Origin of the sequence: Burkholderia sp. AU32262 (genome assembly GCF_020419985.1) — a bacterium.
Taxonomy (GTDB): Bacteria; Pseudomonadota; Gammaproteobacteria; order Burkholderiales; family Burkholderiaceae; genus Burkholderia; species Burkholderia semiarida.
Genome location: NZ_JAIZRS010000014.1, coordinates 109,048 through 132,505, shown reverse-complemented (window position 1 = coordinate 132,505; position 23,458 = coordinate 109,048). Strand labels below are relative to the sequence as shown.

At 66.9% G+C, this 23,458-nt stretch carries 21 protein-coding genes and 1 pseudogene; 4 read left to right on the top strand and 18 right to left on the bottom strand.

Going from position 1 to position 23,458, the window contains the following annotated elements; genetic code table 11:
* Positions 1–70: 70 nt before the first annotated feature.
* From LGN10_RS18515 to LGN10_RS18495, 5 genes and pseudogenes are all read right to left on the bottom strand, one after another.
* Positions 71–794 (bottom strand): annotated as a pseudogene (locus LGN10_RS18515) (amino acid ABC transporter ATP-binding protein).
* On the bottom strand, positions 791–1,468 hold the full coding sequence (gltK, locus tag LGN10_RS18510; RefSeq protein WP_059581074.1) for a glutamate/aspartate ABC transporter permease GltK: 678 nt from the start codon (positions 1,466–1,468) through the stop codon (positions 791–793). The pseudogene LGN10_RS18515 and the gene gltK overlap by 4 nt, the downstream one beginning before the upstream one ends.
* Entirely contained in the window at positions 1,468–2,208 is a 741-nt protein-coding gene (locus LGN10_RS18505) for an amino acid ABC transporter permease (RefSeq protein ID WP_059581071.1), read from the bottom strand. Before LGN10_RS18505 ends, gltK begins: the two co-directional genes overlap by 1 nt.
* Before the next feature lie 84 nt (positions 2,209–2,292).
* Entirely contained in the window at positions 2,293–3,186 is an 894-nt protein-coding gene (locus LGN10_RS18500; RefSeq protein WP_059581206.1) for a glutamate/aspartate ABC transporter substrate-binding protein, read from the bottom strand.
* Positions 3,187–3,433: 247 nt separating this feature from the next.
* On the bottom strand, positions 3,434–4,720 hold the full coding sequence (locus LGN10_RS18495) for a Glu/Leu/Phe/Val family dehydrogenase (RefSeq protein WP_059581070.1): 1,287 nt from the start codon (positions 4,718–4,720) through the stop codon (positions 3,434–3,436).
* 93 nt (positions 4,721–4,813) lie between these two features.
* Here LGN10_RS18495 and LGN10_RS18490 point away from each other — a divergent pair, with 93 nt between their 5' ends.
* Positions 4,814–4,981, top strand: coding sequence for a hypothetical protein (locus tag LGN10_RS18490; protein WP_226224537.1), 168 nt, complete (start codon positions 4,814–4,816; stop codon positions 4,979–4,981).
* A 21-nt stretch (positions 4,982–5,002) separates the two neighbouring features.
* Here LGN10_RS18490 and LGN10_RS18485 read toward each other — a convergent pair whose 3' ends face one another.
* Entirely contained in the window at positions 5,003–5,968 is a 966-nt protein-coding gene (locus LGN10_RS18485) for a LysR substrate-binding domain-containing protein (protein WP_059581067.1), read from the bottom strand.
* Between the two features lie 254 nt (positions 5,969–6,222).
* Between LGN10_RS18485 and purB the strand changes: the two genes are divergently transcribed.
* On the top strand, positions 6,223–7,611 hold the full coding sequence (gene purB / locus LGN10_RS18480; protein ID WP_059581065.1) for an adenylosuccinate lyase: 1,389 nt from the start codon (positions 6,223–6,225) through the stop codon (positions 7,609–7,611).
* Between the two features lie 76 nt (positions 7,612–7,687).
* Here the strand turns inward: purB and LGN10_RS18475 are convergent, their stop codons facing one another.
* Positions 7,688–9,109: an NAD(P)/FAD-dependent oxidoreductase gene (locus tag LGN10_RS18475; RefSeq protein ID WP_226224535.1), complete on the bottom strand. Its 1,422-nt coding sequence runs from the start codon at positions 9,107–9,109 to the stop codon at positions 7,688–7,690.
* 284 nt (positions 9,110–9,393) lie between these two features.
* Between LGN10_RS18475 and LGN10_RS18470 the strand changes: the two genes are divergently transcribed.
* Positions 9,394–10,041: a TetR/AcrR family transcriptional regulator gene (locus LGN10_RS18470; protein ID WP_124861624.1), complete on the top strand. Its 648-nt coding sequence runs from the start codon at positions 9,394–9,396 to the stop codon at positions 10,039–10,041.
* 76 nt (positions 10,042–10,117) lie between these two features.
* Here the strand turns inward: LGN10_RS18470 and LGN10_RS18465 are convergent, their stop codons facing one another.
* From LGN10_RS18465 to edd, 4 genes are all read right to left on the bottom strand, one after another.
* Positions 10,118–10,621: a gluconokinase gene (locus LGN10_RS18465; protein ID WP_059581058.1), complete on the bottom strand. Its 504-nt coding sequence runs from the start codon at positions 10,619–10,621 to the stop codon at positions 10,118–10,120.
* 13 nt (positions 10,622–10,634) lie between these two features.
* Positions 10,635–11,996, bottom strand: coding sequence for a GntP family permease (locus LGN10_RS18460; RefSeq protein ID WP_059638118.1), 1,362 nt, complete (start codon positions 11,994–11,996; stop codon positions 10,635–10,637).
* 213 nt (positions 11,997–12,209) lie between these two features.
* On the bottom strand, positions 12,210–12,836 hold the full coding sequence (gene eda / locus LGN10_RS18455; RefSeq protein WP_226224533.1) for a bifunctional 4-hydroxy-2-oxoglutarate aldolase/2-dehydro-3-deoxy-phosphogluconate aldolase: 627 nt from the start codon (positions 12,834–12,836) through the stop codon (positions 12,210–12,212).
* Between the two features lie 19 nt (positions 12,837–12,855).
* The gene (edd, locus tag LGN10_RS18450) at positions 12,856–14,712 is read right to left on the bottom strand and encodes a phosphogluconate dehydratase (protein ID WP_059638116.1); all 1,857 of its coding nucleotides are present in this window, start codon (positions 14,710–14,712) and stop codon (positions 12,856–12,858) included.
* A gap of 294 nt (positions 14,713–15,006) precedes the next feature.
* Here edd and LGN10_RS18445 point away from each other — a divergent pair, with 294 nt between their 5' ends.
* The gene (locus LGN10_RS18445) at positions 15,007–15,855 is read left to right on the top strand and encodes a MurR/RpiR family transcriptional regulator (protein WP_059581048.1); all 849 of its coding nucleotides are present in this window, start codon (positions 15,007–15,009) and stop codon (positions 15,853–15,855) included.
* An 88-nt stretch (positions 15,856–15,943) separates the two neighbouring features.
* On the opposite strand, the gene LGN10_RS18440 is transcribed toward LGN10_RS18445, so the two are convergent.
* The 7 genes from LGN10_RS18440 to LGN10_RS18410 form a co-directional block, all read right to left on the bottom strand.
* Positions 15,944–16,366: a CopD family protein gene (locus LGN10_RS18440; protein WP_089464534.1), complete on the bottom strand. Its 423-nt coding sequence runs from the start codon at positions 16,364–16,366 to the stop codon at positions 15,944–15,946.
* Between the two features lie 23 nt (positions 16,367–16,389).
* Positions 16,390–17,661 carry a glutamate-5-semialdehyde dehydrogenase gene (locus LGN10_RS18435; RefSeq protein ID WP_060312644.1) on the bottom strand — a complete coding sequence of 424 codons (1,272 nt, stop codon included), beginning with the start codon at positions 17,659–17,661 and terminating at the stop codon, positions 16,390–16,392.
* Between the two features lie 166 nt (positions 17,662–17,827).
* Positions 17,828–18,922: a DNA polymerase III subunit delta gene (gene holA, locus LGN10_RS18430; protein ID WP_059581043.1), complete on the bottom strand. Its 1,095-nt coding sequence runs from the start codon at positions 18,920–18,922 to the stop codon at positions 17,828–17,830.
* Positions 18,923–18,940: 18 nt separating this feature from the next.
* On the bottom strand, positions 18,941–19,492 hold the full coding sequence (gene lptE / locus LGN10_RS18425; RefSeq protein ID WP_006483412.1) for an LPS assembly lipoprotein LptE: 552 nt from the start codon (positions 19,490–19,492) through the stop codon (positions 18,941–18,943).
* Positions 19,493–19,530: 38 nt separating this feature from the next.
* Entirely contained in the window at positions 19,531–22,125 is a 2,595-nt protein-coding gene (gene leuS / locus LGN10_RS18420) for a leucine--tRNA ligase (RefSeq protein ID WP_226224532.1), read from the bottom strand.
* A 182-nt stretch (positions 22,126–22,307) separates the two neighbouring features.
* Complete coding sequence (locus tag LGN10_RS18415; RefSeq protein ID WP_060965568.1) at positions 22,308–22,763, bottom strand: ExbD/TolR family protein; 456 nt, start codon at positions 22,761–22,763, stop codon at positions 22,308–22,310.
* A 24-nt stretch (positions 22,764–22,787) separates the two neighbouring features.
* Positions 22,788–23,456 (bottom strand): MotA/TolQ/ExbB proton channel family protein, encoded by a 669-nt coding sequence (locus LGN10_RS18410; RefSeq protein ID WP_059581034.1) that lies wholly within the window; start codon positions 23,454–23,456, stop codon positions 22,788–22,790.
* Positions 23,457–23,458: the final 2 nt, after the last annotated feature.

Genomic DNA, 23,458 nt, shown 5'->3' with positions numbered 1-23,458 from the left:
GACGAAAAAAAACCGCCCGGCTACGTGCCGGGCGGTTTTCGCATGGGTGCGCGCGAAAACGCGCGAACGCTCAGTGCAGGATCTTCGCGAGGAAGTCCTTCGCGCGTTCCGATTTCGGATTCGAGAAGAAATCGTCCTTGCGGTCGTCCTCGACGATCGCGCCCTTGTCCATGAAGATCACGCGATGCGCGACCTTCTTCGCGAAGCCCATCTCGTGCGTGACGACCATCATCGTCATCCCTTCCTGCGCGAGTTCGACCATCACGTCGAGCACTTCGTTGATCATTTCCGGATCGAGCGCGGACGTCGGCTCGTCGAACAGCATCGCGATCGGGTCCATCGACAGCGCGCGCGATCGCGACACGCTGCTGCCGGCCGCCCGACAACTGGCCCGGAAACTTGTGCGCATGCGCCTTCAGGCCGACGCGATCGAGCAGCTTCATGCCCTTCTCCGCCGCTTCGTCCTTGCCGCGGCCGAGCACCTTGATCTGCGCGAGCGTCAGGTTCTCGGTGATCGACAGATGCGGGAACAGCTCGAAATGCTGGAACACCATCCCGACCTTCGAGCGCAGCTTCGACAGGTTCGTCTTCTTGTCGCCGACCGACTGGCCGTTCACGAGGATCTCGCCCTGCTGGAACGGCTCCAGGCCGTTCACGGTCTTGATCAGCGTCGACTTGCCGGAGCCCGACGGGCCGCACACGACGACCACTTCGCCTTTCTTGACCTCGGTCGTGCATTCGGTAAGGACCTGAAACTGGCCGTACCACTTCGAAACGTTCTTGATGGAAATCATCTTGTGACCTTTTTCTGGAGACCCTTGACGAGAGCAGACGCCAACGAGCAAATCACGAAATAGCATGCGCCGGCGAACAGGACCATCTCGACGGTCGTGCCGTCGCGATCGCCGATGTTGGCGGCCGTGCGGAAGAAGTCCGCGAGACTGATCACGTACACGAGCGACGTATCCTGGAACAGGACGATCGCCTGCGTGAGCAGCAGCGGCACCATCGCGCGGAACGCCTGCGGCAGGATCACGAGGCGCATCGCCTGCGCGTAGTTCATGCCGAGCGCGAACGCGGCATTCACCTGCCCGCGCGGCACCGCCTGGATGCCGGCGCGGATGATCTCGGAATAATACGCGGCTTCGAACAACGAGAACGCGACCATCGCCGACGCGAGGCGGATGTCGATCGTCGGCGACAGCCCGAGCACGCCCTGCAGCACCTGCGGCACGATCAGGAAGAACCACAGCAGCACCATCACGAGCGGGATCGAGCGGAACACCGTCACGTACGCTTTCGCGAACCACGCGAGCGGCTTCACGCCGGACAGCCGCAGCAGCGCCAGCAGCGTGCCCCAGACGATCCCGACCACGATCGCGATCAGCGTGATCTTGAACGTGACGATCGCGCCCGACCACAGCGTCGGCAGCGCGCCGGGAATACTACTCCAGTCGAACTGATGCATCACTTGCCTCCGATATAGCCGGGCAGCCGCGTACGGCCTTCGATCCAGCGCATGAACGCCATCACGACGAGGTTGATCAGCACGTACGCGAGCGTGACCGCGATGAACGACTCGTAGGTCTGCGCGGTGTAGTCGACGAGCTGGCGTGCCTGCGCGGACAGATCGAGCAGGCCGATCGTCGACGCGACGGCGGAGTTCTTGAAGATGTTCAGGAATTCCGACGTGAGCGGCGGCACGATGATCCGGTACGCCACGGGCAGCAGCACGTAGCGATACGTCTGCCATTGCGTGAAGCCCATCGCGAGGCCGGCCGCGCGCTGGCCCTTCGGCAGCGCGTTGATGCCCGAGCGCACCTGTTCGCATACGCGGGCACCCGTAAACAGGCCGAGACAGACGATCGACGCGGTAAAGAACTGCGTGCCGGGCGGCAACTGCTTGATCCACGTGCCGATCGACGCGGGCAGCAACTCGGGTATCACGAGATACCAGACGAAGAACTGCACGATCAGCGGGATGTTCCGGAAGATCGACACGTACACGGTGCCGATCGCGGCGAGCCATTTGTTCGGCACGGTGCGCAGCACGCCGAACAGCGATCCGACGATCAGCGCGATGACCCAGGCGACGAGCGACACCTCGATCGTCACCCAGAAGCCGGACAGCAGCCAGCCGAAATAGGTCGTCGGCTCGCCGGTCGACACGGGGCTCAGAAAGATGCCCCAGTTCCAGTGGTAAGACATGGGCAAGACTCCAGCAAAAAGAAACGGAAGAAGCATGGCCTCTTCCGTTTCAGTAGCGTCATTTCTGCGTCAACGGCCGCGTGGTCAGTCGAGCGCCTTGTCGTTCGGGTTCGCGTACAGCTTCTTCATCGAATCGGACAGCGGGAAGTTCAGGTTCAGCCCCTTCGGCGGGATCGGGTTCTCGAACCACTTCGCGTAGATCTTCGCGGCTTCGCCCGACTTCTCGACTTGCGAGATCGCGTCGTCGACGACCTTCTTGAAGTCGGCGTCGCCCTTGCGCATCATGCAGCCGTAAGCCTCTTCCGATTGCGGCGTGCCGACGATCACCCACTCGCCCGGCTGCTTCGCCTTCGCGCGCTCGCCCGCGAGCAGCGCGTCATCCATCATGAACGCGACCGCGCGGCCCGATTCCAGCGTGTTGAACGAATCGCCGTGATCCTTCGCGCTGATGATGTTCATGCCGAGCTGCTTGTCGTTGTTCATCTTGCGCAGCAGGCGCTCCGACGTCGTGCCGGCCGTCGTCACGACCGTCTTGCCCTTCAGGTCGGCGAAATCCTTGACGCCCGAATCCTTCTTCGTCATCAGGCGCGTGCCGATCACGAAGATCGTGTCGGAGAATGCAGCCTGCTGCTGGCGCTCGAGGTTGTTGGTCGTCGAGCCGCACTCGATGTCGACCGTGCCGTTCTGCACGAGCGGAATGCGGTTCTGCGACGTGACGGGGATGTTCTTCACCTGCAGGTTCGGCAGGTTCAGCTTCTTCTTCACCGCGTCCACGATCTTCATCTGGAATTCGCGCGAATAGCCGACCACCTGCTGGTTCTGATCGTAATAGGAGAACGGAATCGACGATTCGCGGTGGCCCAGCGCGATCACGCCGGTGTCCTTGATCTTCTTCAGCGTGCCCGTCTCCTGAGCATGCGCGCCGCTTGCGAACGCGCAAAGCGCCGCGACCATCAGGACTGCCTTGTGGTATTTCATTTTGGTCATCTCCTTGGCTAAAACCCGCGCCAGTGTATCAAAGTAATATTTTTGAAAGTACTGGTTGTTAACCGCACTACGAATCGCCCTGCGAGAAGCCGTCCTCCCGGCTTCGGGCGCCCCGAATGCGCGCGCGGGCGATGCCGGATTCGGCATCGCCCGCGAGGGTTCATTTCCGCAATCGGGTGGATTGCATCATGAATCGATCATGGTCGTTGATCAGGGACGCCCGGTCAGGGACGCCCGATCAGGGGTAGAGGCCGCGCATTTCGCGCGCCATCAGGATGCGCTTGCACGCGACGATGAACGCCGCCGTACGCACCGTCACCTTGTGCTCTTCCGCGACCGCCCACACGCCGGCGAACGCTTCGCGCATCACGCGCTCGAGACGATGGTTGATCTCGTCTTCCGTCCAGAAGAAGCTCGAGAAATCCTGCACCCACTCGAAGTACGACACCGTCACGCCGCCCGCATTCGCGATCACGTCGGGGATCACGAGCACGCCGTTCGCGCTCAGGATGTCGTCGGCCGCCGTCGTCGTCGGGCCGTTCGCGCCTTCGACGATGATCTTCGTGCGGATCTTCGCCGCGTTCTTCTCGGTGATCTGGTTTTCCAGCGCCGCCGGGATCAGGATGTCGGTCTCGACCGTCCAGAACTCGTCGTTCGGCATCGGCTCCGCGCCTTCGAAGCCCGCGACACCGCCCGTGCGGGCGACGTGGTCGAGCAGCTTGTTCGAATCGAGGCCGGCCGGCTGGTAGATCGTGCCCGTGTGATCCTGCACCGCGATCACCTTCGCGCCCGCTTCCTGGAACAGCTTCGCCGCGATGCCGCCGACGTTGCCGAAGCCCTGCACCGCGATGCGCGCGCCTTCGATCTCGAGGCCCTTCTTCTTCGCCGCTTCCGAGCCGACGACGAACACGCCGCGGCCCGTCGCTTCCTTGCGGCCCAGCGAACCGCCGAGCGCGATCGGCTTGCCGGTCACGACGCCGGTCGACGTCTGGCCCTGGTTCATCGAGTACGTGTCCATCATCCACGCCATCACCTGTTCGTTGGTGTTGACGTCCGGCGCCGGAATGTCGGTGTTCGGGCCGATGATGATGCCGATTTCGCTGGTGTAGCGGCGCGTCACGCGCTCGAGCTCACCGCGCGACAGCTTGCGCGGGTCGACGCGGATGCCGCCCTTCGCGCCGCCGTACGGCACGTTCACGGCCGCGTTCTTCACCGACATCCATGCCGACAGCGCCATCACTTCCGACAGCGTCACGTCCTGGTGGTAGCGCACGCCGCCCTTGCCCGGGCCGCGCGACACGTTGTGCTGCACGCGATAGCCCTCGAAGTGCGCGACGGTGCCGTTGTCGAGCTCGATGGGGCAGTCGACGACCAGGATGCGCTTCGGACGCTTCAGCGTTTCGAGCCAGCGCGACAGCGAACCGAGGTACGGCGCGACGCGATCGACCTGCTGAAGGTAGTTGCCCCACGGGCCGAGATCGTCGGCGTGCAGGTAGGACGGGATGGACTGCTGTTGCGAAGACATGGAAGCTCCAACGTTCAACGGATTGCGCCCATTGTCGAAAAAGCCGTTTTTTTTATCCAATGCCGTTTGTTTATTCGATTATGCGTTTCTTGCATGATCGCGATTTTCCGCAAATCCGCGGTCGATCTGCGCAAGAACGCCGGCGATCGGCCGGGCATCGCGTTCGAGGAAAACCGGATCGGCCAGGCACGGGCGGGGCTGCGGACGGCCGTCCGACAGGCGCCGCAAGGCCGCCGTCAGCCGGGCGGCCGGCCGGATTAACCGTCGGCGGTCAACCGTCGGTCAACCGGCGGTGTCGCCGGCAGTCTCGCGCAGTTCGTCGCGCACGACGTCCCACAGCGCGCGCACGAGCTTCTGCCGCGGATCGTCGCCCTGCAGCGCGAGCTTGTCGCAGTACAGCCGGATCTCCATCGTCAGCGTGAACGGATGCGCGCCGCCGCGCGCCGACCGGTCGAGGCGGATCAGCCGGCCGCCCGCGACCGCATCGTCGGCCGCGCTGTGCGGCAGGAACGCGACGCCGTGGCCGGCGAGCGCCATCGCCTTCAGCCCTTCGGCCATGTCGGTTTCGTACACGCGATCGAGAAACAGCCGGGTGGGCGCGTTCGCGATGATGACTTCGGTCATCCGGCCGAGATACGCGTTCGGCGTATACGACAGGTACGGCACGCGCGCGTCGGCCGCGCCCGGCAGCGTATGGCGCGGCCGGCCCGCGCGGCCGGGCGCGGAAAACGGGCTGATCGGCTCGCTGCCGAGGACCAGCATGTCGTAGCGGGCCGGGTCGAGCGCGACCGGGTGACTCGGGTGGTGGTAGCCCATCACGAGGTCGCAGCCGCCCTCGACGAGCGACAGCACCGCGTCGTGCACGTTCAGCGCGCGCAGCCGCGTGTGGACCTGGCCCATCTTCGCCTCGATCCGCTCGAGCCAGCGCGGGAAATACGTGAGCGACAGCGTGTGCGGCACCGCGAACTCGATCGTCGGCACCGGCGCGCCGACGTGGCCGCGCAGCAGCGTCCTTGCCTCGTGCGCCTGCGACAGCATCGTCAGCGCCTGCTCGTAGAAGATCTGCCCGGCCTGCGTGAGCCGCGTCGGATACACCGAACGATCGATCAGCTCGGTCGCGAGCCACGCCTCGAGCGCCTGGATGCGCCGCGAAAACGCCGGCTGCGACACGTGCCGCAGCTCGGCGGACCGGCTAAAGCTGCGCGTTTCCGCGAGCGAGACGAAGTCTTCGAGCCATTTCAGTTCCATGCAGGCGGGCGCGGCGGGCGGCGGTCGGGAAGAAGCCTGCATTCTACCGGCGGGCAGGCCCGGCCGGCGGCTTGGCGCGCGGCCCGGCGCGCCTGGGCAGGCGCGCGCCGGCACGCCATTCGCGCGCCGTCGAGCATCGCTCGACCGTGGCGCCCGCGACCGGACCGATTCGGTCGGGAGCGACGCGCGCCAATGGTAAAATGCCGGATTCTCCTCCCCTCGTTCGCCCCGGCCCCAAAAGGCCCTGCCCGATCATGTCCGACACTCGTCCCGATACGCTTTTCGCCCTCACCGCGCTCTCGCCCATCGACGGCCGCTACGCCAGCAAGACCGAGGCGCTGCGCGACTGGCTCTCCGAAGCCGCCTTCATGCGCCACCGCGTCACCGTCGAGGTGCACTGGCTGATCGCGCTGTCGCGCGCCGGCTTCGCCGAAGTCCCGCGCTTCTCGGAAGCCTCCGAGCAATTCCTGCTGCAGCTCGCCGAGCGCTTCACCGCGCACGACGCCGCGCGCATCAAGGAAATCGAGCGCGTGACAAACCACGACGTGAAGGCCGTCGAATACTGGCTGAAGGAATCGGTGAAGGGCCAGGCCGAACTCGAGAAGGCGAGCGAGTTCATCCACTTCGCGTGCACGTCCGAGGACATCAACAACACGTCGCACGGGATGATGCTCGCCGGCGCGCGCGAACACGTGATCCTGCCGGCGCTGCGCACGGTCCACCAGCGCCTCGTCGCGCTCGCGCACGCGCATGCCGACCAGCCGATGCTGTCGCGCACGCACGGCCAGCCGGCCAGCCCGACGACGCTCGGCAAGGAGCTCGCGAACGTCGCCGCGCGCCTCGCCCGCGCGATCGCGCGCATCGAGAAGGTCGAGATCCTCGGCAAGATGAACGGCGCGGTCGGCAACTTCAACGCGCACCTGTCCGCGTATCCGGAATTCGACTGGGAAGCGTTCTCGCGCGACGTGATCGAAAACCGCCTGAAGCTCACGTTCAACCCGTACACGATCCAGATCGAGCCGCACGACTACATGGCCGAACTGTTCGACGCGGTCGCACGCGCGAACACGATCCTGCTCGACCTCGACCGCGACGTGTGGGGCTACATCTCGGTCGGCTACTTCAAGCAGAAGACGAAGGCCGGCGAAATCGGCTCGTCGACGATGCCGCACAAGGTCAACCCGATCGACTTCGAGAACTCGGAAGGCAACCTCGGCCTCGCGAACGCGACGCTGCGCCACCTCGCCGACAAGCTGCCGGTGTCGCGCTGGCAGCGCGACCTGACCGACTCGACGGTGCTGCGCAACATGGGCGTCGCGCTCGGCTACTCGCTGCTCGCGTACGACTCGCTGATCCGCGGCCTCGACAAGCTCGAAGTGAACCCGCAGCGCCTGAACGAAGATCTCGACAACTGCTGGGAAGTGCTTGCCGAGCCGGTGCAGACGGTGATGCGCCGCTACGGCATCGAGAACCCGTACGAGCAACTGAAGGAACTGACGCGCGGCAAGGGCATCACGCGCGAAGCGCTGCAGGAATTCGTCGGCACGCTGGCGATCCCGCAGGATGCGAAGGATCGCCTGCTGGCGATGACGCCGGCGTCGTACATCGGCAAGGCCGTCGAACTCGCGAAGCGGATCGCGTAAGCGCCGCGTCGCCGGACGAAAAAAAGCCCGATGCGAAGCGATTCGCATCGGGCTTTTTGTTGCCTGCCGCAGCCGGTCAGAACGAAATCATCCGCCCCGGGTTCAGCGCGGTCATCACGCTCATCGCCGCCTTCGCGGCCGGGATCGCGATCGGCGACAGCTGCCGGCCGAGCGGAATCGCGCGATGGTCGATGCCCGTGAGCATCGAGAAATCGTCGTTGCGGCCGACGAAATCGTCGCAGATCGCCTTGCCGATCCGCACCGTCTGCGCGACGCCGTGCCCGCTCCAGCCTTGCACCATGTACATCGGCACGCGGCCGTCGGTCTTGCGGCTGTCGGTGGCGCCGTTCAGCGTGAAGTCGCTGACGCCGCTCCAGCAGTAGTCGAGCGCGAAGCCGCCGTCGTGCTGCGGAAACACCGTGTTCAGCCGCGTCAGCAAGTACGCGTTCACGTCCGACTGCGCCCAGCAGCTGCCGGTGCCCTGCCCGCCGAACAGCAGGCGATTGCCGCGCACCGGCCGGTAGTAGTCGATCTGGAACTGCGTGTCGTACACCGGCATGCCTGCCGGCATCAGCGTCGCGACGTCGACGTCGAGCGGCGCCGTCACGCTCACGTACGTGAAGAACGGCACCGTGGTCGCCGCGCCGTCGTCGAGCAGGCGGAACGTCGTGTTGTGCAGTGCGAGCACGACGCCGCGGCGCGCGGTGATCGTGCCGCCCGGCGTCGTCGCGACGACGCCCGCGGGCGTCTCGTCCAGCTCCAGCACCTCGGTGCCCTCGAACAGCGCGCCGCCGTTCAGCCGGAAGCCGTGCACGAGGCCACGCACCAGCGCGAGCGGATGGAGCTGGCCGCCGACCGCGTCGACCGCCGCGCCGTGATACAGCCCCGAGCGCACGTATTCGTCGTGCAGCTGATGGCGGCCGACGAGCGTCACGCCCGCGTCGCCGAGATGGCGGCGCGCATCCGCGCCGTCGAGCAGCGCGCTCATGTGGCCGGGGTGAACCGCCGCGGTGACGTGGCCGCGCTTGCGGTCGAGATCGAGCGCGTAACGCGCGCCGATCCCGTCGATCAGGTCCATCGACTCGGCCGATGCGAAGCGCCACAGCCGCTTCGCATCGTCGTGCGACAGGTTCTCGATCATGTCGGCCGCTTCCCAGCGCGCGAGGCCCGGCGTCAATTGGCCGCCGTTGCGGCCCGACGCGGCCGAGCCGACGTGATGCTTGTCGACGAGGATCGTGTCGACGCCCGCTTCCGCGAGATGCAGCGCGGCCGATGCGCCGAGCAGCCCCGCGCCGATCACGAGCACGTCGCAGACGGCGTCTTGCGCGAGCGGCGCGCTGTTTTCATGGCGCGACAGCGACGCCTCGTACCAGTTCGCCGGGCGCTCGCCGTCGTAGCGGGCCGGATCGCACCAGTTCCAGTTGTCTTTCTCGATATTCAGTTGCGTTTGCTCGAAACGCGATTCGCCCTGGATCAGGGGCTTGTGATTGGAAGTCATGATTGCACTTGCATGGTCTTGGCCGCCTGTCGAAGCGCCCCGTTGCTTCGGGGCTTCGCGGGTGGGGCAGCCGGTTCCACTTGGGTGTCAACGAGATAAGGGCGCGATGGCCCGTGTTGACGGCAGACACGCTCGCGTCTGCCTGAATCCCGGACTGTGCGAAAGCACGTATTGAGAGGTGCCGGGACACCCAATTTCTACACCGCAGAAATAATTCTACAGTGTAGAATAAGCTTTCGTCAAGTTTACAGTCGGCGCGATGCCGCGCCTGCCAGCCTGCCTCGATGAAAGACACACCCACCCAGGGGCCGCGCGGCCTCGACAAGGACGCGATCGTCGCGGCCGCGCTCGCGCTGCTCGAAGACGTCGGCGAGGCCGCGTTCAGCGTGCGCAAGCTCGCGCAATCGGTCGGCTGCGACCCGATGAGCGTGCTGTATCACTTCAAGTCGAAGGACGGCCTGAGCCGCGCGATCGCGAATGCGCTGTCGCGCTCGCTCGTGCCGGTCGATCCGTCGCAGCCGTGGCGCGAACGGCTGCGCGACCTCGCGCGCCAGTACCGCGCACTCGCGCTGCGCTACCCGGCCGCCTTCGCGCTGCTGCAGCGGCACATGAGCACGGGGCCGGCCGATCTCGCGCACATCGAGGCCGTGCATCGCGCGCTGACCGACGCCGGCATCCCGCGCGCGGCGCTGCCGTCGGTATGCGTCGGCTGGTACGCGGCCGTGATCGGCCTCGCCGCCGCCGAAGCGGGCGGCCTCACGCGCGCCGCGAACGACGTCGAGCTCGCGGAAATGCACGCGCTGTCCGACACCGCGCATCCGCTTGTCAAGTCGGCCGCCCCGCTCTATGCGCAGCTCGATCCGGCCGTCGTGCACGACACGATGCTCGACGTGCTGCTCGACGGCATCACGCAACGCGCGCGCGCGGCCTGACATCGGCATACGCGCCGCCAACGAAAAAGGCGCCCGAATGAAGGCGCCTTTCCATGACGATGGCCGCGAACCGCGCTCAGTGCTGATGCGCGAGGCCGATCTTCAGCATGACCTGATCGACGATCTGTTCGGGCGTCAGCTCGATGCTGACCTCGATCGCTTCATCCGGGCCCGGCTCCTCGAGCGTATCGAGCTGGCTCTTCAGCAGCGACGGATCGAAGAAATGGCCGGTGCGGCTCTTCAGGCGCTCTTGCAACACCTCGAACGAACCCTTCAGATACACGAACCGCACGTCGGTGTCGGTGCCGCGCAGCACGTCGCGGTACGACCGTTTCAGCGACGAGCACGTGAACACGGCCGTCTCGCCGGCGCGCTGCTTTTCCTCGATGGCCGCGCGAATCGTGCGCAGCCACGGCCAGCGGTCTTCATCGGTCAGCGGAATGCCGTGGTGCATCTTTTCCTTGTTCGCCGCGCTGTGAAACGCGTCGCCGTCGGTATAGCTGCACGACAGGCGTTCCGCCAGCATTTCGCCGATTCGCGACTTGCCCGCGCCCGACACGCCCATTGCGATCAGAATCATTGACTACCCCTTGTTACAGAACCAGGCTCAGCAGCAGCGTAAAGCTCAGACCGAGCACCGAGATGATGGTTTCAAGCAGCGACCAGGTCTTGAACGTCTGCCCGACCGTCATCCCGAAATATTCCTTGATCAGCCAGAAGCCGCCGTCGTTCACGTGCGAGAAGATCAGCGAGCCCGAGCCCGTCGCGAGCACCAGCAGCTCCGGGCTGACCGTCGTGCCGGCCGCCGCCGCGATCGGCGCGACGATGCCGCAGGCCGTCGTCATCGCGACCGTCGCCGAGCCCGTGGCCAGACGCATCAGCGCCGCGACGAACCAGCCGAGCAGCAGCGGGGACAGGTGCGCGTGCTTCGCGGTCTCGACGATCTGCTGCGAGATCCCGCTGTCGCGCAGGACGCCGCCGAAGCCGCCGCCCGCGCCGACGATCAGCGTGATGCCGGCGATCGGCGCCAGGCACTCGCCGCAGAATTTCTGGATCTGATCGCGGTTGAAGCCCTGCTTCGCGCCGAAGGTCCAGAAGCTCACGAGCACGGCGATCAGCAGCGCGACGTCCGAGTTGCCCGCAAAGCGCAGCAGGTTGTTCGGCAGCGACTTCGGCGTGAACACCAGGTCGGCCCAGCTGCCGACGAGCATCAGCACGACGGGCAGCAGGATCGTGAACAGCGTGATGCCGAAGCTCGGCAGTTCGCGCTTGCCGCCATCCGCGCGCGAATCGACGAATTGCGCGGCGAGCGGGTTGTTTTCCGGCAGTTTCACGAACTTCGAGATCACCAGCGCGAACAGCGGACCGGCGATGATCGCGGTCGGCACGCCGACGATCAGGCCGAACGCGATCGTCTTGCCGATATCGGCGCCGTATTGCTGGACGGCCAGCAGCGCGGCCGGGTGCGGCGGGATCAGCCCGTGCACGACCGACAGGCCTGCCACCATCGGCAGGCCGACGACGAGCAGCGACTTGCCGGTGCGCTTCGCGACGTTGAACGCGATCGGGATCAGCAGCACGAAGCCGACTTCGAAGAACACCGGCAGGCCGACGATGATCGCGACGAACATCATCGCCCAGTGGATGTTCTTTTCACCGAACCAGTCGATCAGCGTGGTCGCGATCCGTTCGGCGCCGCCCGATTCGGCCATCATCTTGCCGAGCATCGTGCCGAGGCCGACGACGATCGCGATGTGGCCGAGCGTGCCGCCGGTGCCCGTCTCGAACGACTTGACGATCTTGTCCATCGGCATGCCGACGACGAGGCCGAGGCCGAGTGAAACGATGATCAGCACCAGGAACGGGTAGATCTTGTAGCGCGCGATCATCAGGATCAGCGCGGCAATCGCGATCAGCGTGAATACGAGCAGCATGCTGCCTTGGACGGCCGCCATGTGGCACTCCTCCTAGAATTGTTCGAACCGGGCGCGTTGCGAGTATGCCCGGCTATGCAGGTCTCCGAAACACGGGGGTACCCCCCGTCAGGACGCTGAATTTTACTTATCTTTGCGATCCGCGGATAGAACCGGTTCCATCAGCAAAAACCCTCGGTAAAACAAGCACTAACGCTTGTTTTCCGAGGGCTCGTTCCTCATTTCATACAAGGATCAGCGCGGCAACTGGCTCGCCGCTTGCGCGAGGCGCGTGACTTCGGCCCAGTCCTGCGCGGCGAGCGCGGCCTTCGGCGTGAGCCACGAGCCGCCGACGCACACGACGTTCGGCAGTTTCAGGAAGTTCGGCGCGGCGTCGACCGTGATGCCGCCCGTCGGGCAGAACTTCAGCGCCGGGAACGGGCCGTGGAACGCCTGCAGCATCGGCACGCCGCCCGCCTGCTGCGCGGGGAAGAACTTCACGATGTCGTAGCCGAATTCGAGCGCCTGGATGATGTCGCTCGGCGTCATCACGCCCGGCAGCAGTGGCAGGCCCGCGTCGAGCGACGCGAGGTGCAGGTCCTTCGTCAGGCCCGGCGACACGCCGAACGTGGCGCCCGCGCGCTTCGCCTGCGCGCAGTGCTCGGGCTTCGTGATCGTGCCGACGCCGACGACGATGTCGTCCGCGAGCTGGCTCGCGCGCTGGATCGCCTCCAGGCCGGCCGGCGTGCGCAGCGTGATCTCGAGCACCTTCACGCCACCCGCGTGCAATGCACGCGACACGTTTTCGCCCTGCTCGACCGAGTCGAATGCGAGCACCGGAATGACCGGGCCCAGCTTCACGATTTCAGCAATCGTCTTCATTGAATTGGCTCCTTGAAATTCATGCGGCGACGCCGACGGCCGTTTCGCCGACCAGCGTCCCGAAAACCGATGCGCCCTGCTCGGCCGGCGCCGCGGCCGCGCGGAACACGCCGAACAGTTCGCGGCCGAAGCCGACTTCGTTCTCGGCCTGGTGCTGCGGCTGCGCGACCGGGCGCGCGAGCCATTCGGCGTCGTCGACCTCGATGTCGAGCACGCCCGCTTCCGCGTCGATCACGAGCATGTCGCCCGTCTTCACCTTGCCGATCGGGCCGGCCAGCAGCGCTTCCGGCGACACGTGGATCACGGCCGGCACCTTGCCCGACGCGCCCGACATGCGGCCGTCGGTCACCAGCGCGACGTGGAAGCCCTGATCCTGCAGCACGCCGAGCAGCGGCGTCAAACGGTGCAGCTCGGGCATGCCGTTCGCGCGCGCGCCCTGAAAGCGCACCACCGCGACGAAATCGCGCTTCAGCTCGCCGCGATCGAACGCTTCCTGCACGGCTTCCTGCGAGTCGAACACGATCGCGGGCGCCGTCACCTTGCGGTGCTCCGGCGCGACCGCCGAAATCTTGATCACGCCGCGGCCGAGCCGGCCCTGCATCAGGCGCAGGCCGCCGTCCGGCTGGAACGGGTCGCGAATGCCGCGCAGCACCTTCGTATCGTGGCTCTCGGCCGTGCCGTCGACCCACGTCAGCTTGCCGTCGATCAGCTTCGGCTCCTTCGTGTAGTGCGACAGGCCCTTGCCCGCGACCGTCGTCACGTCCTCGTGCAGCAGCCCGCCTTCGAGCAGGTTGCGCACCAGGAACGCGACACCGCCCGCCGCGTGGAAATGGTTCACGTCGGCCTTGCCGTTCGGGTAGATCTTCGCGAGCAGCGGCACGACGGCCGACAGTTCGTCGAAATCGTTCCAGTCGATCAGGATGCCGGCCGCGCGCGCGATCGCGACCAGGTGCAGCGTGTGGTTGGTCGAGCCGCCCGTCGCGAGCAGTGCGACGATCCCGTTGACGATCGCCTTCTCGTCGATCACATGGCCGATCGGCGTGTACTGGCCGCGCTCGACGGTCAGGTCGAGCACGCGGCGCGCGGCCTCGGCCGTCAGCGCGTCGCGCAGCGGCGTGTGCGGATGGATGAACGCCGAGCCCGGCAGGTGCAGGCCCATCAGCTCCATCAGCATCTGGTTGCTGTTCGCGGTGCCGTAGAACGTGCAGGTGCCGTGGCCGTGATAGGCGGCCGATTCGGCTTCGAGCAGCGCGTCGCGGCCGACCTGGCCGGTCGCGAACTGCTGGCGGATCTTCGCCTTGTCGTCGTTGGACAGCCCGCTCGTCATCGGGCCGGCCGGCACGAAGATGGTCGGCAGGTGGCCGAACTGCAGCGCGCCGATCAAGAGGCCCGGCACGATCTTGTCGCAGATGCCGAGGCAGAGCGCCGCATCGAACATGTTGTGCGTGAGCGCGATCGCCGTGCCCATCGCGATCGCCTCGCGCGAGAACAGCGACAGCTCCATGCCCGGGTTGCCCTGCGTGACGCCGTCGCACATCGCCGGCACGCCGCCGGCGAACTGCGCGACGCCGCCGTTCTCGCGCGCGGCCGCCTTGATGATGTCGGGGAAATTCTTGTACGGCGCGTGCGCGGACAACATCTCGTTGTACGAGGACACGATACCGATGTTCGGTTCGCGAATCGCCTTGATCTGGAACTTGTCGTTGCCCTCGAGGCCTGCGAAGCCGTGTGCGAGGTTCGCGCACGACAGCGCGCCGCGGGCCGGGAACTTGCCTTGCGCACCGTCGATGCGCTGCAGATAGGCGGAACGGGTCGATTGGCTGCGGGCGATCACGCGTTCGGTGACCTTCGCCAGGGTGGGGTGCAGCGACGTCATGCTGGGCGCTCCTGTATGCCGGCCGACACCGGCGGTTGGAATCGTGGGGACGGTCGCGCTTCGTCGACCGAACGACGCAAGTCTAGTAGAAAAACTACATGCACGCAATGTAGATCGACGCGTGTGCAACCCTTATTCCCGCCACCAGCAAGGCTTTAATCAGTAAAAACCCTAATTCGGCTCGCCAGACCCGCATGGCAACGCTCGCAATTCCGCTAGTATTTTCATGTAGATTTTCTACAATTCGATTGCGATACACTCGCTCATCCGAACCCGATTTCCACGTGCCGTCCCATGCTGCCCCGCATTGAAGCGATCCGCGCCGAGTTGCGCCCGTCCGAGCGCAAGCTCGCCGACTACATTCTCGCCGCACCGCGCGAGGTGCTCGACCTCGCGATGACCGAGCTGTCGGCCCGCGCGGGCGTCAGCCAGCCGACGATCGCGCGCTTCTGCCAGGCGCTCGGCTGCAGCGGCTTTCGCGAATTCAAGATCCGGCTCGCGCAGAGCGTCGCGCCCGGCGTGTCGTCGGTGTATCGCGACGTCGAGCCCGATGAGCCGGCGCCCGGCATCATCGGCAAGGTGTTCGACCGCACGATCGGCGCGCTGATCGAGGTGCGCAACAGCCTGTCGGCGGGCAGCGTCGCCGACGCGATCGCGCTGCTGTCGAACGCGTCGCGCATCGAGTTCTACGGCGCCGGCGGCTCGGGCATCGCCGCGCAGGACATCCAGCACAAGTTCTTCCGGCTCGGCGTGCCGAGCGTCGCGTATTCGGATCCACACACGTTCTCGATGTCGTCGGCGCTGCTCGGGCCGCACGACGTCGTCGTCGCGATCTCGAACACCGGCCGCACGCGCGATATCGTCGACGCCGCGCGCTCCGCGCTCGCGTGCGGCGCGAAAGTCGTCGCGATCACGCAGAGCCATTCGCCGCTCGCGAAGCTCGCGACGGTCAGCCTCGCGTCGAACGTCGCCGAGGAAACGGACGTGTTCTCGCCGATGACGTCGCGGATGTCGCATCTCGCGATCGGCGACATCCTCGCGGTCGGCGTCGCGCTGTCGCGCGGGCCGGCGCTGATGGAACGCGTCGGCCGCGCGAAGGAAGCGATCACGCGGCGCCGGATCGACGATCCGGTGAAGGATTGAGCCGGAGCGGGACGCCGCGCGTAAACGAACAACGGCGCCCCGAGGGGCGCCGTTGCACATCGATCGCCGGCCGCGCGTTGCGGCGAACTCAGAACGGCTTGATCACCACCAGCGCGACCGCGGCGAGCATGCCGAGCACCGGCAGCTCGTTGAACACGCGATACCACTTGTCGGTGCGGCGGTTCTCGCCGCGCTCGAACACCCGCAGCAGGTGCCCGCAATACGCGTGATAGACGATTAGCAGCAGTACCACCGTCACCTTTGCGTGGATCCAGCCCTGCCCCTGCCCGATGCCGATCACGAGCCAGAGCCACAACCCGCAGGCCAGTGCCGGCACCGCGATCATCGTCATGAAGCGGAACAGCTTGCGCGCCATCAGCAGCAAGCGCCGCACCGCGGCCGGATCGGTCTCCATGGCCAGGTTCACGTAGATGCGCGGCAGGTAGAACAGCCCCGCGAACCACGCGGCGATCAGAACGATATGAAACGTCTTGACCCAGAGCATTGCCATCGGTTGTGCGCCTCGCGGTTGACTTACTGACGGCCTTCGCCGTGCCCGAGCACCACGTACTTCAGCGACGTGAGCCCTTCCAGGCCGACCGGGCCGCGTGCGTGCAGCTTGTCGTTCGAGATGCCGATTTCCGCGCCGAGGCCGAATTCGAAACCGTCCGCGAAGCGCGTCGACGCGTTGACCATCACGCTCGCCGAATCGACTTCGCGCAGGAAGCGCATCGCGCGGTCGTGATCCTCGGTGACGATCGCATCGGTGTGATGCGAGCCGTAATGGTTGATGTGCTCGATCGCGGCGTCGAGGCCGTCGACAACCTTGATCGCAAGCACCGGCGCGAGATATTCGGTGTGCCAGTCTTCTTCCGTCGCGTCGACGAGCGGGCCGACGCCCGCATCGGCGAGCACCGCGCGCGCGGCTGCATCGACGCGCAGTTCGACCTGCTTGTCGCGATACAGCTTGCCGAGCGGCGGCAGCAGCTGCGCGGCGATATCGCTCGCGACGAGCAGCGTCTCCATCGTGTTGCAGGTGCCGTAGCGGTGCGTCTTCGCGTTGTCGCAGACGGTCAGCGCCTTCGCGAGATCGGCGCGGTCGTCGACATACACGTGGCAGATGCCGTCGAGATGCTTGATCATCGGCACGCGTGCCTCGTTGATCAGCCGTTCGATCAGGCTCTTGCCGCCGCGCGGCACGATCACGTCGACGTACTCGGTCATCGTGATCAGCTTGCCGACCGCCGCGCGATCGGCCGTCGCGACGACCTGCACCGCATCCTGCGGCAGGCCTGCCGCCTCGAGCCCTTCGCCGATGAGCTTCGCGAGCGCCGCATTCGATTCGAGCGCTTCGGAACCGCCGCGCAGGATCGTCGCGTTGCCGGACTTCAGGCACAGCGCGGCCGCGTCGATCGTCACGTTCGGGCGCGACTCGTAGATGATGCCGATCACGCCGAGCGGCACGCGCATCTGGCCGACCTGGATCCCGCTCGGCCGGAACTTGAGGTTGCCGATCTCCCCGATCGGATCGGCCAGCGACGCGACCTGGCGCAGCCCTTCGACCATCGTGTTCAGCGCCTTGTCCGACAGCGTCAGGCGGTCGACGAACGCCGCATCGAGCCCCTTTTCGCGGGCGCGGGCGACGTCGCGCGCATTCGCGTCCTTCAGCGCCTGCGCGTCGCGTTCGATCGCGCGGGCCACGGCGTCGAGCGCCGCGTTCTTCGCGGCCGTGCTGGCGCGCGCCATCGCGCGGGAAGCGTGCCGGGCGCGACGGCCCAGGTCGGTCATGTACTGATCGATATCCATCGTGTGACTCGAGAAGCGAGCCGCGCGGAGCGGCATGAATTCGTGGGGAAGCGTGGGCGGCCATCCGTGCGCGGTGGCGGCCGCCAGACGGCGCCGCGCAGTGGCGCCCGGTCATCAAAACATTGTAAGCGGGTTGCGCAGCGCGCGCTGAAGGCCCGAACGGGACTTAGCGTCGCACGCGACCCGCGGTCGGCGGTCGCTCGCCGCGCTCGCCCGCGACCGTCATCGCAAGCTGGAACAGCCCGTCCCACGGGTCGGGCGGCGGTTCGTCCTGCGTACGGCGGCCCGGCGCGACGGCCGTCAGCCCCTTGACCTGCCGGTCGAGCTTCGCGGCGAACGCGAGCGCCTTTTCGAGCACCGCTTCCGACACGCGGTTCAGCGCGGGCGCGATCAACCGCTCGCGCGGCCCCCACACGCGGTTCTCGCGCAGCAGCGTCGCGAGCGGCTTGCCGGCCGTCGTGCCGCGCTTGATCCGCAGCAGCGTGCGCAATTCCTCGACGACGGCCCACATCACGAGCACGATCGCCTCGCCCTCGCCCTTCAGGCCGTCGATCATCCGCGCGAGCCGCGCGGCATCGCCGGCGAGCATCGCCTCGTTCAGCTTGAACACGTCGTAGCGCGCGACGTTCAGCACCGCGTCGTGCACCTGCTCGAACGACAGCGCACCCTGCGGATACAGCAGCCCGAGCTTCTGGATTTCCTGGTGCGCGGCGAGCAGGTTGCCCTCGACGCGCTCCGCGATGAACTGCAGCGCGCGGCGCCCGTCGTCGCCGGATGCGACGCGCTGGCCCTGCATCGACAGGCGCTGCCCGATCCAGTTCGGCAGTTGCGCGCGATCGACCGGATCGATCTTCAGCGCGACGCCGCCGTTCTGCAGCGCGGTAAACCATGCGGATTTCTGCGTGGCCGCGTCGAGACGCGGCAACGTGACGAGCATCAGCGCGTCGGGGTTCGGCGTGGCCGCGAGCGTCTTCAGCGCGTCGGCGCCTTCCTTGCCGGGCTTGCCCGACGGAATGCGCAGCTCGATCAGCTGGCGCTCGCCGAACAGCGACATCGCCTGGGTCGCGCCGAGCAGCACGCTCCAGTCGAAGCCGCGTTCGACCGTATGCACCGAACGCTCGGTAAAGCCGGCCGCGCGCGCGGCCGCACGAATGCGGTCGCACGCTTCCTGCGCGAGCAGCGGCTCGTCGCCGTAGACGGTGTAGAGCCCGGCCAGCCCCTTCGCGAGGTGCGGCTCCAGCGCATCAAGTCGCAATTGCATCGCTGCGTGCGCCCGCGATCAGAGCGGCGGCGGCGGCAGCGGCGCGCGCGGCGCCACGCCCGGCACCACGTCCTCCGGCGCCGGCGTCAGCGAATGGACGATCGCGAGACGCCGCATCAACTGGTCGACTGCGTCGTTCTGCATGTCGCCGTACAGGATGTCGGCTTCCTGCGCCTTCGCGTTCGTGTACTGGTCGCTGTAGGTCATCGCGCGGTTCAGCGCGATCGCGCTCGGCGGGATCAGCACGGTGCCGTCCTTGCTCGTCAGCGTGTAGTTCAGCGTGTAGAACAGCGCGTATTCCTGCGCGGAGCCGTACTTGTTGAGCGTCAGCGTGTTCTGGCCACGCGACTCCCACATGCGCAGCACGGCGTCGGCATCGTCCGCCGACTTGACGATCTTCGTGTCGCTGCCGGCCTGGACGAGGCGCGTGAGCCGCGCCTCGACGGGCGCCGGCGCACCGGCCACGAACAGGTGCTTGAACGCGTAGTCCTGCTGGCCGCGCAACTGGAAGCCGCATGCCGACAGCGCGACCGCGCTGCCGACGAGCATCAAAAACGATCTGCGGATCACCTTCGCTCCTTCTGTGTGCACCCGACGGCCCGCGGCCGTCAGACGACGATGTTCACGAGGCGGCCCGGCACGACGACGATCTTCTTCGCCGGCTTGCCGTCGCTGAATTTCGCGAATGCCTCGTCGGCCACCGCCGCCGCTTCGATCGCGTCGCGGCTCGCGTCCTTCGCGACCTTCAGCGCGCCGCGCACCTTGCCGTTCACCTGCAGCACGAGTTCGATCTCGGCCTGCTCGAGCGCGGCCTCGTCGACCTTCGGCCACGGCGCATCGAGCAGCGGACCGAATTCGTCCGCGTAGCCGAGCGCCTTCCACAGCTCGAACGTGATGTGCGGCACGACCGGGTACAGCACGCGCAGCAGCACGCCGTAGGTTTCGCGCAGCACGGCGGGCGTCGCGCCCTTCGCGCCGTCGATCGCGTTCAGCATCTTCATCGCGGCCGACACGACCGTGTTGTACTGCAGGCGCTGGTAGTCGAAATCGGCCTGCTTCAGCACGCTGTAGATCTCGCGGCGCAGCGCCTTGTCGGCGTCACCCAGCGCGGCGGCATCGAAACCCGCGCGGGCCGCGAGCGCTTCGCGGTTGCCGAAGCCGAAGCTCCACACGCGGCGCAGGAAGCGGCTCGCGCCCTCGACGCCCGCGCCCGACCACTCGAGCTGCTGCTCCGGCGGCGCCGCGAACATCGTGAACAGGCGCGCGGTATCGGCGCCGTACTGGTCGATCAGCAGTTGCGGATCGACGCCGTTGTTCTTCGACTTCGACATCTTCTCGATGCCGCCGAGCACGACCGGCTGGCCGTCCGCATTCAGCGTCGCGCCGACCGGGCGGCCCTTGTCGTCGTGCGTGACCGTCACGTCGAGCGGGTTGTACCAGGTCTTCTTGCCGGCCGCGTCCTCGCGGTAGTACGTCTCGTTCAGCACCATCCCCTGCGTGAGCAGGTTCTTCGCCGGCTCGCCGAACTTCACGAGGCCGAGGTCGCGCATCACCTTGGTCCAGAAGCGCGAATACAGCAGGTGCAGGATCGCGTGCTCGATGCCGCCGATGTATTGATCCATCGGCATCCAGTAATCGGTGCGCGCGTCGACCATGGTCTCGGCGTCCGGCGCCGTGTAGCGCGAGAAGTACCACGACGAATCGACGAAGGTGTCCATCGTGTCGGTTTCGCGCTTCGCCGCCGCGCCGCACTTGGGACACGTGCAGTTCAGGAACGCTTCGGACTTCGCGAGCGGGTTGCCCGTGCCGTCCGGCACGAGGTCTTCCGGCAGCACGACCGGCAGGTCGGCCTCCGGCACCGGCACGTCGCCGCACGACGGGCAGTGGATGATCGGGATCGGCGTGCCCCAGTAGCGCTGGCGCGACACGCCCCAGTCGCGCAGGCGCCACGTGACCTGCTTGTCGCCGAAGCCGCCGGCCTTCAGGTCGGCCGCGACCGCGTCCACCGCTTCCGTGTAGCGCAGGCCGTCGTACTTGCCGCTGTTCACGCAGACCGCGGTTTCCTTGTCGCCGTACCACTCCTGCCAGGCATCCAGCGAGTACGTCTGCCCTTCGCTCGCGATCACCTGCTTGATCGGCAGATCGTATTTCTTCGCGAACGCGAAATCGCGCTCGTCGTGGCCCGGCACGCCCATCACCGCGCCTTCGCCATAGCTCATCAGCACATAGTTGCCGATCCACACCTCGACCGGCTCGCCGGTCAGCGGGTGCTTGACCGAGAAGCCGGTCGCGACGCCCTTCTTCTCCATCGTCGCGACGTCGGCCTCGGCGACGCCGCCGCGCTTGCATTCGTCGATGAACGCGAGCAGCTCCGGCTTGTCCTGCGCGAGGCGCGTGGCGAGCGGGTGCTCGGCCGCGATCGCGCAGAACGTGACGCCCATGATCGTGTCGGCGCGCGTCGTGAACACGCGCAGCAGCTTCTGCTCGCCGTCGAGTTCGTACGGGAAGCCGAAGTTCACGCCGAAGCTCTTGCCGATCCAGTTCTGCTGCATGATCTTCACGCGCTCGGGCCAGCCGAGGCCGTCGAGGTCGTTCAGCAGCTCATCCGCGTACTGCGTGATGCGCAGGTAGTACATCGGGATCTCGCGCTTCTCGACGAGCGCGCCGGAGCGCCAGCCGCGGCCGTCGATCACCTGCTCGTTCGCGAGCACGGTCTGGTCGACCGGATCCCAGTTCACGGTGCCCGTCTTCTTGTACGCGATGCCCTTCTCGAGCATCTTCAGGAACAGCCACTGGTTCCACTTGTAGTAGTCGGGCTTGCACGTCGCGATTTCGCGCGACCAGTCGATCGCGAGGCCCATCGACTGCATCTGGCCCTTCATGTAGTCGATGTTGTCGTAGGTCCACTTCGCGGGCGGCACGCCGTTCGCCATCGCGGCGTTCTCGGCCGGCATCCCGAACGCGTCCCAGCCCATCGGCATCAGCGTGTTGTAGCCGTTCATCCGCAGATAGCGGTACATCACGTCGTTGATCGTGTAGTTGCGCACGTGACCCATGTGCAGCTTGCCGGACGGGTACGGCAGCATCGACACGCAGTAGAACTTCGGCTTCTGCGCATCTTCCTTCGTCTTGTAGGCATCGGCTGCGCGCCAGTCGCCCTGGGCGGCGGCTTCGACGTCGGCGGGTACGTATCTCTCGTGCATGGTGTGGTTCGGGCTAGGCTTTAAGCGGCGCGACGGCTCGCGCGCAGGATTGGATCGAAATCGTGCGTGCCCGGCGCGGGAACGGGCTGAGCGGTTCCGGGCCGGGAAAAACGTCGATTATACCGCCCGTGCGGGCCCGCACGGCCGGTCTCTCGCGGGCCGGGGCCCGCAACGCCGGCGTATCAGGGTTTCGCGCCGGCGGCGGGCGGCGCGGCGCCGCCGGCCGGCGGCACGTCGGTCACGAAGCCGATCCGCGTGAGGCCCGCGGCCTGCGCGGCGCCCATCACTTGCGCGATCACGTCGTAGCGCGTCGCGCGCGACGCGCGCAGCCGCAACTCGGGCGGCGCGGCGCCCGCGGCGGCGGCCCGGAAGCGCGCGGGCAGCGCGTCGAGCGCCACGGGCGCGTCGTCCCAGTAAAGCTTGCCCGCGTCGTCGATCGACAGCGTGACGGATTGCGGCGTGTCGCGCGCGACGCTCGCCGCCACCTTCGGCAGGTCGAGCCGGATCGCGTGCGTCATCAGCGGCGCGGTGATGATGAAGATGACGAGCAGCACGAGCATCACGTCGATCAGCGGCGTCATGTTGATCTCCGCCATCGGCGCGGACGTCTTGTGGTGCTCGAGCCCGCCGAATGCCATGGTCGTTCCTCCGGGGCCGGCGCGTCAGGCGCCCTGCGCGCACACGAATACGTGCAGATCGCGCGCGAAGCCGTCGAGTTCCTCGGCAAGCTGCCGGACGAGCCGGCCGAGGATGTTGTACGCGAGCACCGCGGGAATCGCGACGACCAGCCCGAACGCGGTCATGATCAGCGCCTCGCCCACCGGGCCCGCGACGTTCTCGATCTGCGCCTGCCCGCTCGCGGCGATGCTGCCGAGCGCGTGGTAGATACCCCACACGGTGCCGAGCAGCCCGACGAACGGCGCGGTGCTGCCGATCGACGCGAGCAGCACCTGGCCGAATTCGAGGCGCCGCTGCGAGCGCAGCATCGCGTGCCGCAACGCGCGCAGCACGCGTTCGCCGCGCTCGACGCGCGCGGCCAGCGCGGCCGGGTCGTGGTCGTCGGCCGCGTCGCGCGCGGCTTCGGCGAGCGGCACGAACACGCGCTCGCGATCGGCGCCGGCCAGTGCGGCGATGCCCGCGTCGAGCGACGGCGCGCGCCAGAACGCGGCGAGCGCGCGCGGCCCCTGCCGCTTCGCGCGGACCAGCAGCCAGGCTTTCATGAAGAGGAAGCACCAGCTGGCGACGGACATCGCCAGCAGCACATAGGCGACGGCGTGCGTGATCGCATCGCCGCTTTCGAGGTAGTGGACAACGCCGGTGGGAATCGCCATCG

Excerpts from the sequence above, each read along its gene's own strand:
- gltK (WP_059581074.1), bottom strand. The coding sequence starts at position 1,468 with ATGCATCAGTTCGACTGGAGTAGTATTCCCGGCGCGCTGCCGACGCTG.
- LGN10_RS18505 (WP_059581071.1), bottom strand. The coding sequence starts at position 2,208 with ATGTCTTACCACTGGAACTGGGGCATCTTTCTGAGCCCCGTGTCGACC.
- LGN10_RS18500 (WP_059581206.1), bottom strand. The coding sequence starts at position 3,186 with ATGAAATACCACAAGGCAGTCCTGATGGTCGCGGCGCTTTGCGCGTTC.
- LGN10_RS18495 (WP_059581070.1), bottom strand. The coding sequence starts at position 4,720 with ATGTCTTCGCAACAGCAGTCCATCCCGTCCTACCTGCACGCCGACGAT.
- LGN10_RS18490 (WP_226224537.1), top strand. The coding sequence starts at position 4,814 with ATGATCGCGATTTTCCGCAAATCCGCGGTCGATCTGCGCAAGAACGCC.
- LGN10_RS18485 (WP_059581067.1), bottom strand. The coding sequence starts at position 5,968 with ATGGAACTGAAATGGCTCGAAGACTTCGTCTCGCTCGCGGAAACGCGC.
- purB (WP_059581065.1), top strand. The coding sequence starts at position 6,223 with ATGTCCGACACTCGTCCCGATACGCTTTTCGCCCTCACCGCGCTCTCG.
- LGN10_RS18475 (WP_226224535.1), bottom strand. The coding sequence starts at position 9,109 with ATGACTTCCAATCACAAGCCCCTGATCCAGGGCGAATCGCGTTTCGAG.
- LGN10_RS18470 (WP_124861624.1), top strand. The coding sequence starts at position 9,394 with ATGAAAGACACACCCACCCAGGGGCCGCGCGGCCTCGACAAGGACGCG.
- LGN10_RS18465 (WP_059581058.1), bottom strand. The coding sequence starts at position 10,621 with ATGATTCTGATCGCAATGGGCGTGTCGGGCGCGGGCAAGTCGCGAATC.
- LGN10_RS18460 (WP_059638118.1), bottom strand. The coding sequence starts at position 11,996 with ATGGCGGCCGTCCAAGGCAGCATGCTGCTCGTATTCACGCTGATCGCG.
- eda (WP_226224533.1), bottom strand. The coding sequence starts at position 12,836 with ATGAAGACGATTGCTGAAATCGTGAAGCTGGGCCCGGTCATTCCGGTG.
- edd (WP_059638116.1), bottom strand. The coding sequence starts at position 14,712 with ATGACGTCGCTGCACCCCACCCTGGCGAAGGTCACCGAACGCGTGATC.
- LGN10_RS18445 (WP_059581048.1), top strand. The coding sequence starts at position 15,007 with ATGCTGCCCCGCATTGAAGCGATCCGCGCCGAGTTGCGCCCGTCCGAG.
- LGN10_RS18440 (WP_089464534.1), bottom strand. The coding sequence starts at position 16,366 with ATGGCAATGCTCTGGGTCAAGACGTTTCATATCGTTCTGATCGCCGCG.
- LGN10_RS18435 (WP_060312644.1), bottom strand. The coding sequence starts at position 17,661 with ATGGATATCGATCAGTACATGACCGACCTGGGCCGTCGCGCCCGGCAC.
- holA (WP_059581043.1), bottom strand. The coding sequence starts at position 18,922 with ATGCAATTGCGACTTGATGCGCTGGAGCCGCACCTCGCGAAGGGGCTG.
- leuS (WP_226224532.1), bottom strand. The coding sequence starts at position 22,125 with ATGCACGAGAGATACGTACCCGCCGACGTCGAAGCCGCCGCCCAGGGC.
- LGN10_RS18415 (WP_060965568.1), bottom strand. The coding sequence starts at position 22,763 with ATGGCATTCGGCGGGCTCGAGCACCACAAGACGTCCGCGCCGATGGCG.
- LGN10_RS18410 (WP_059581034.1), bottom strand. The coding sequence starts at position 23,456 with ATGGCGATTCCCACCGGCGTTGTCCACTACCTCGAAAGCGGCGATGCG.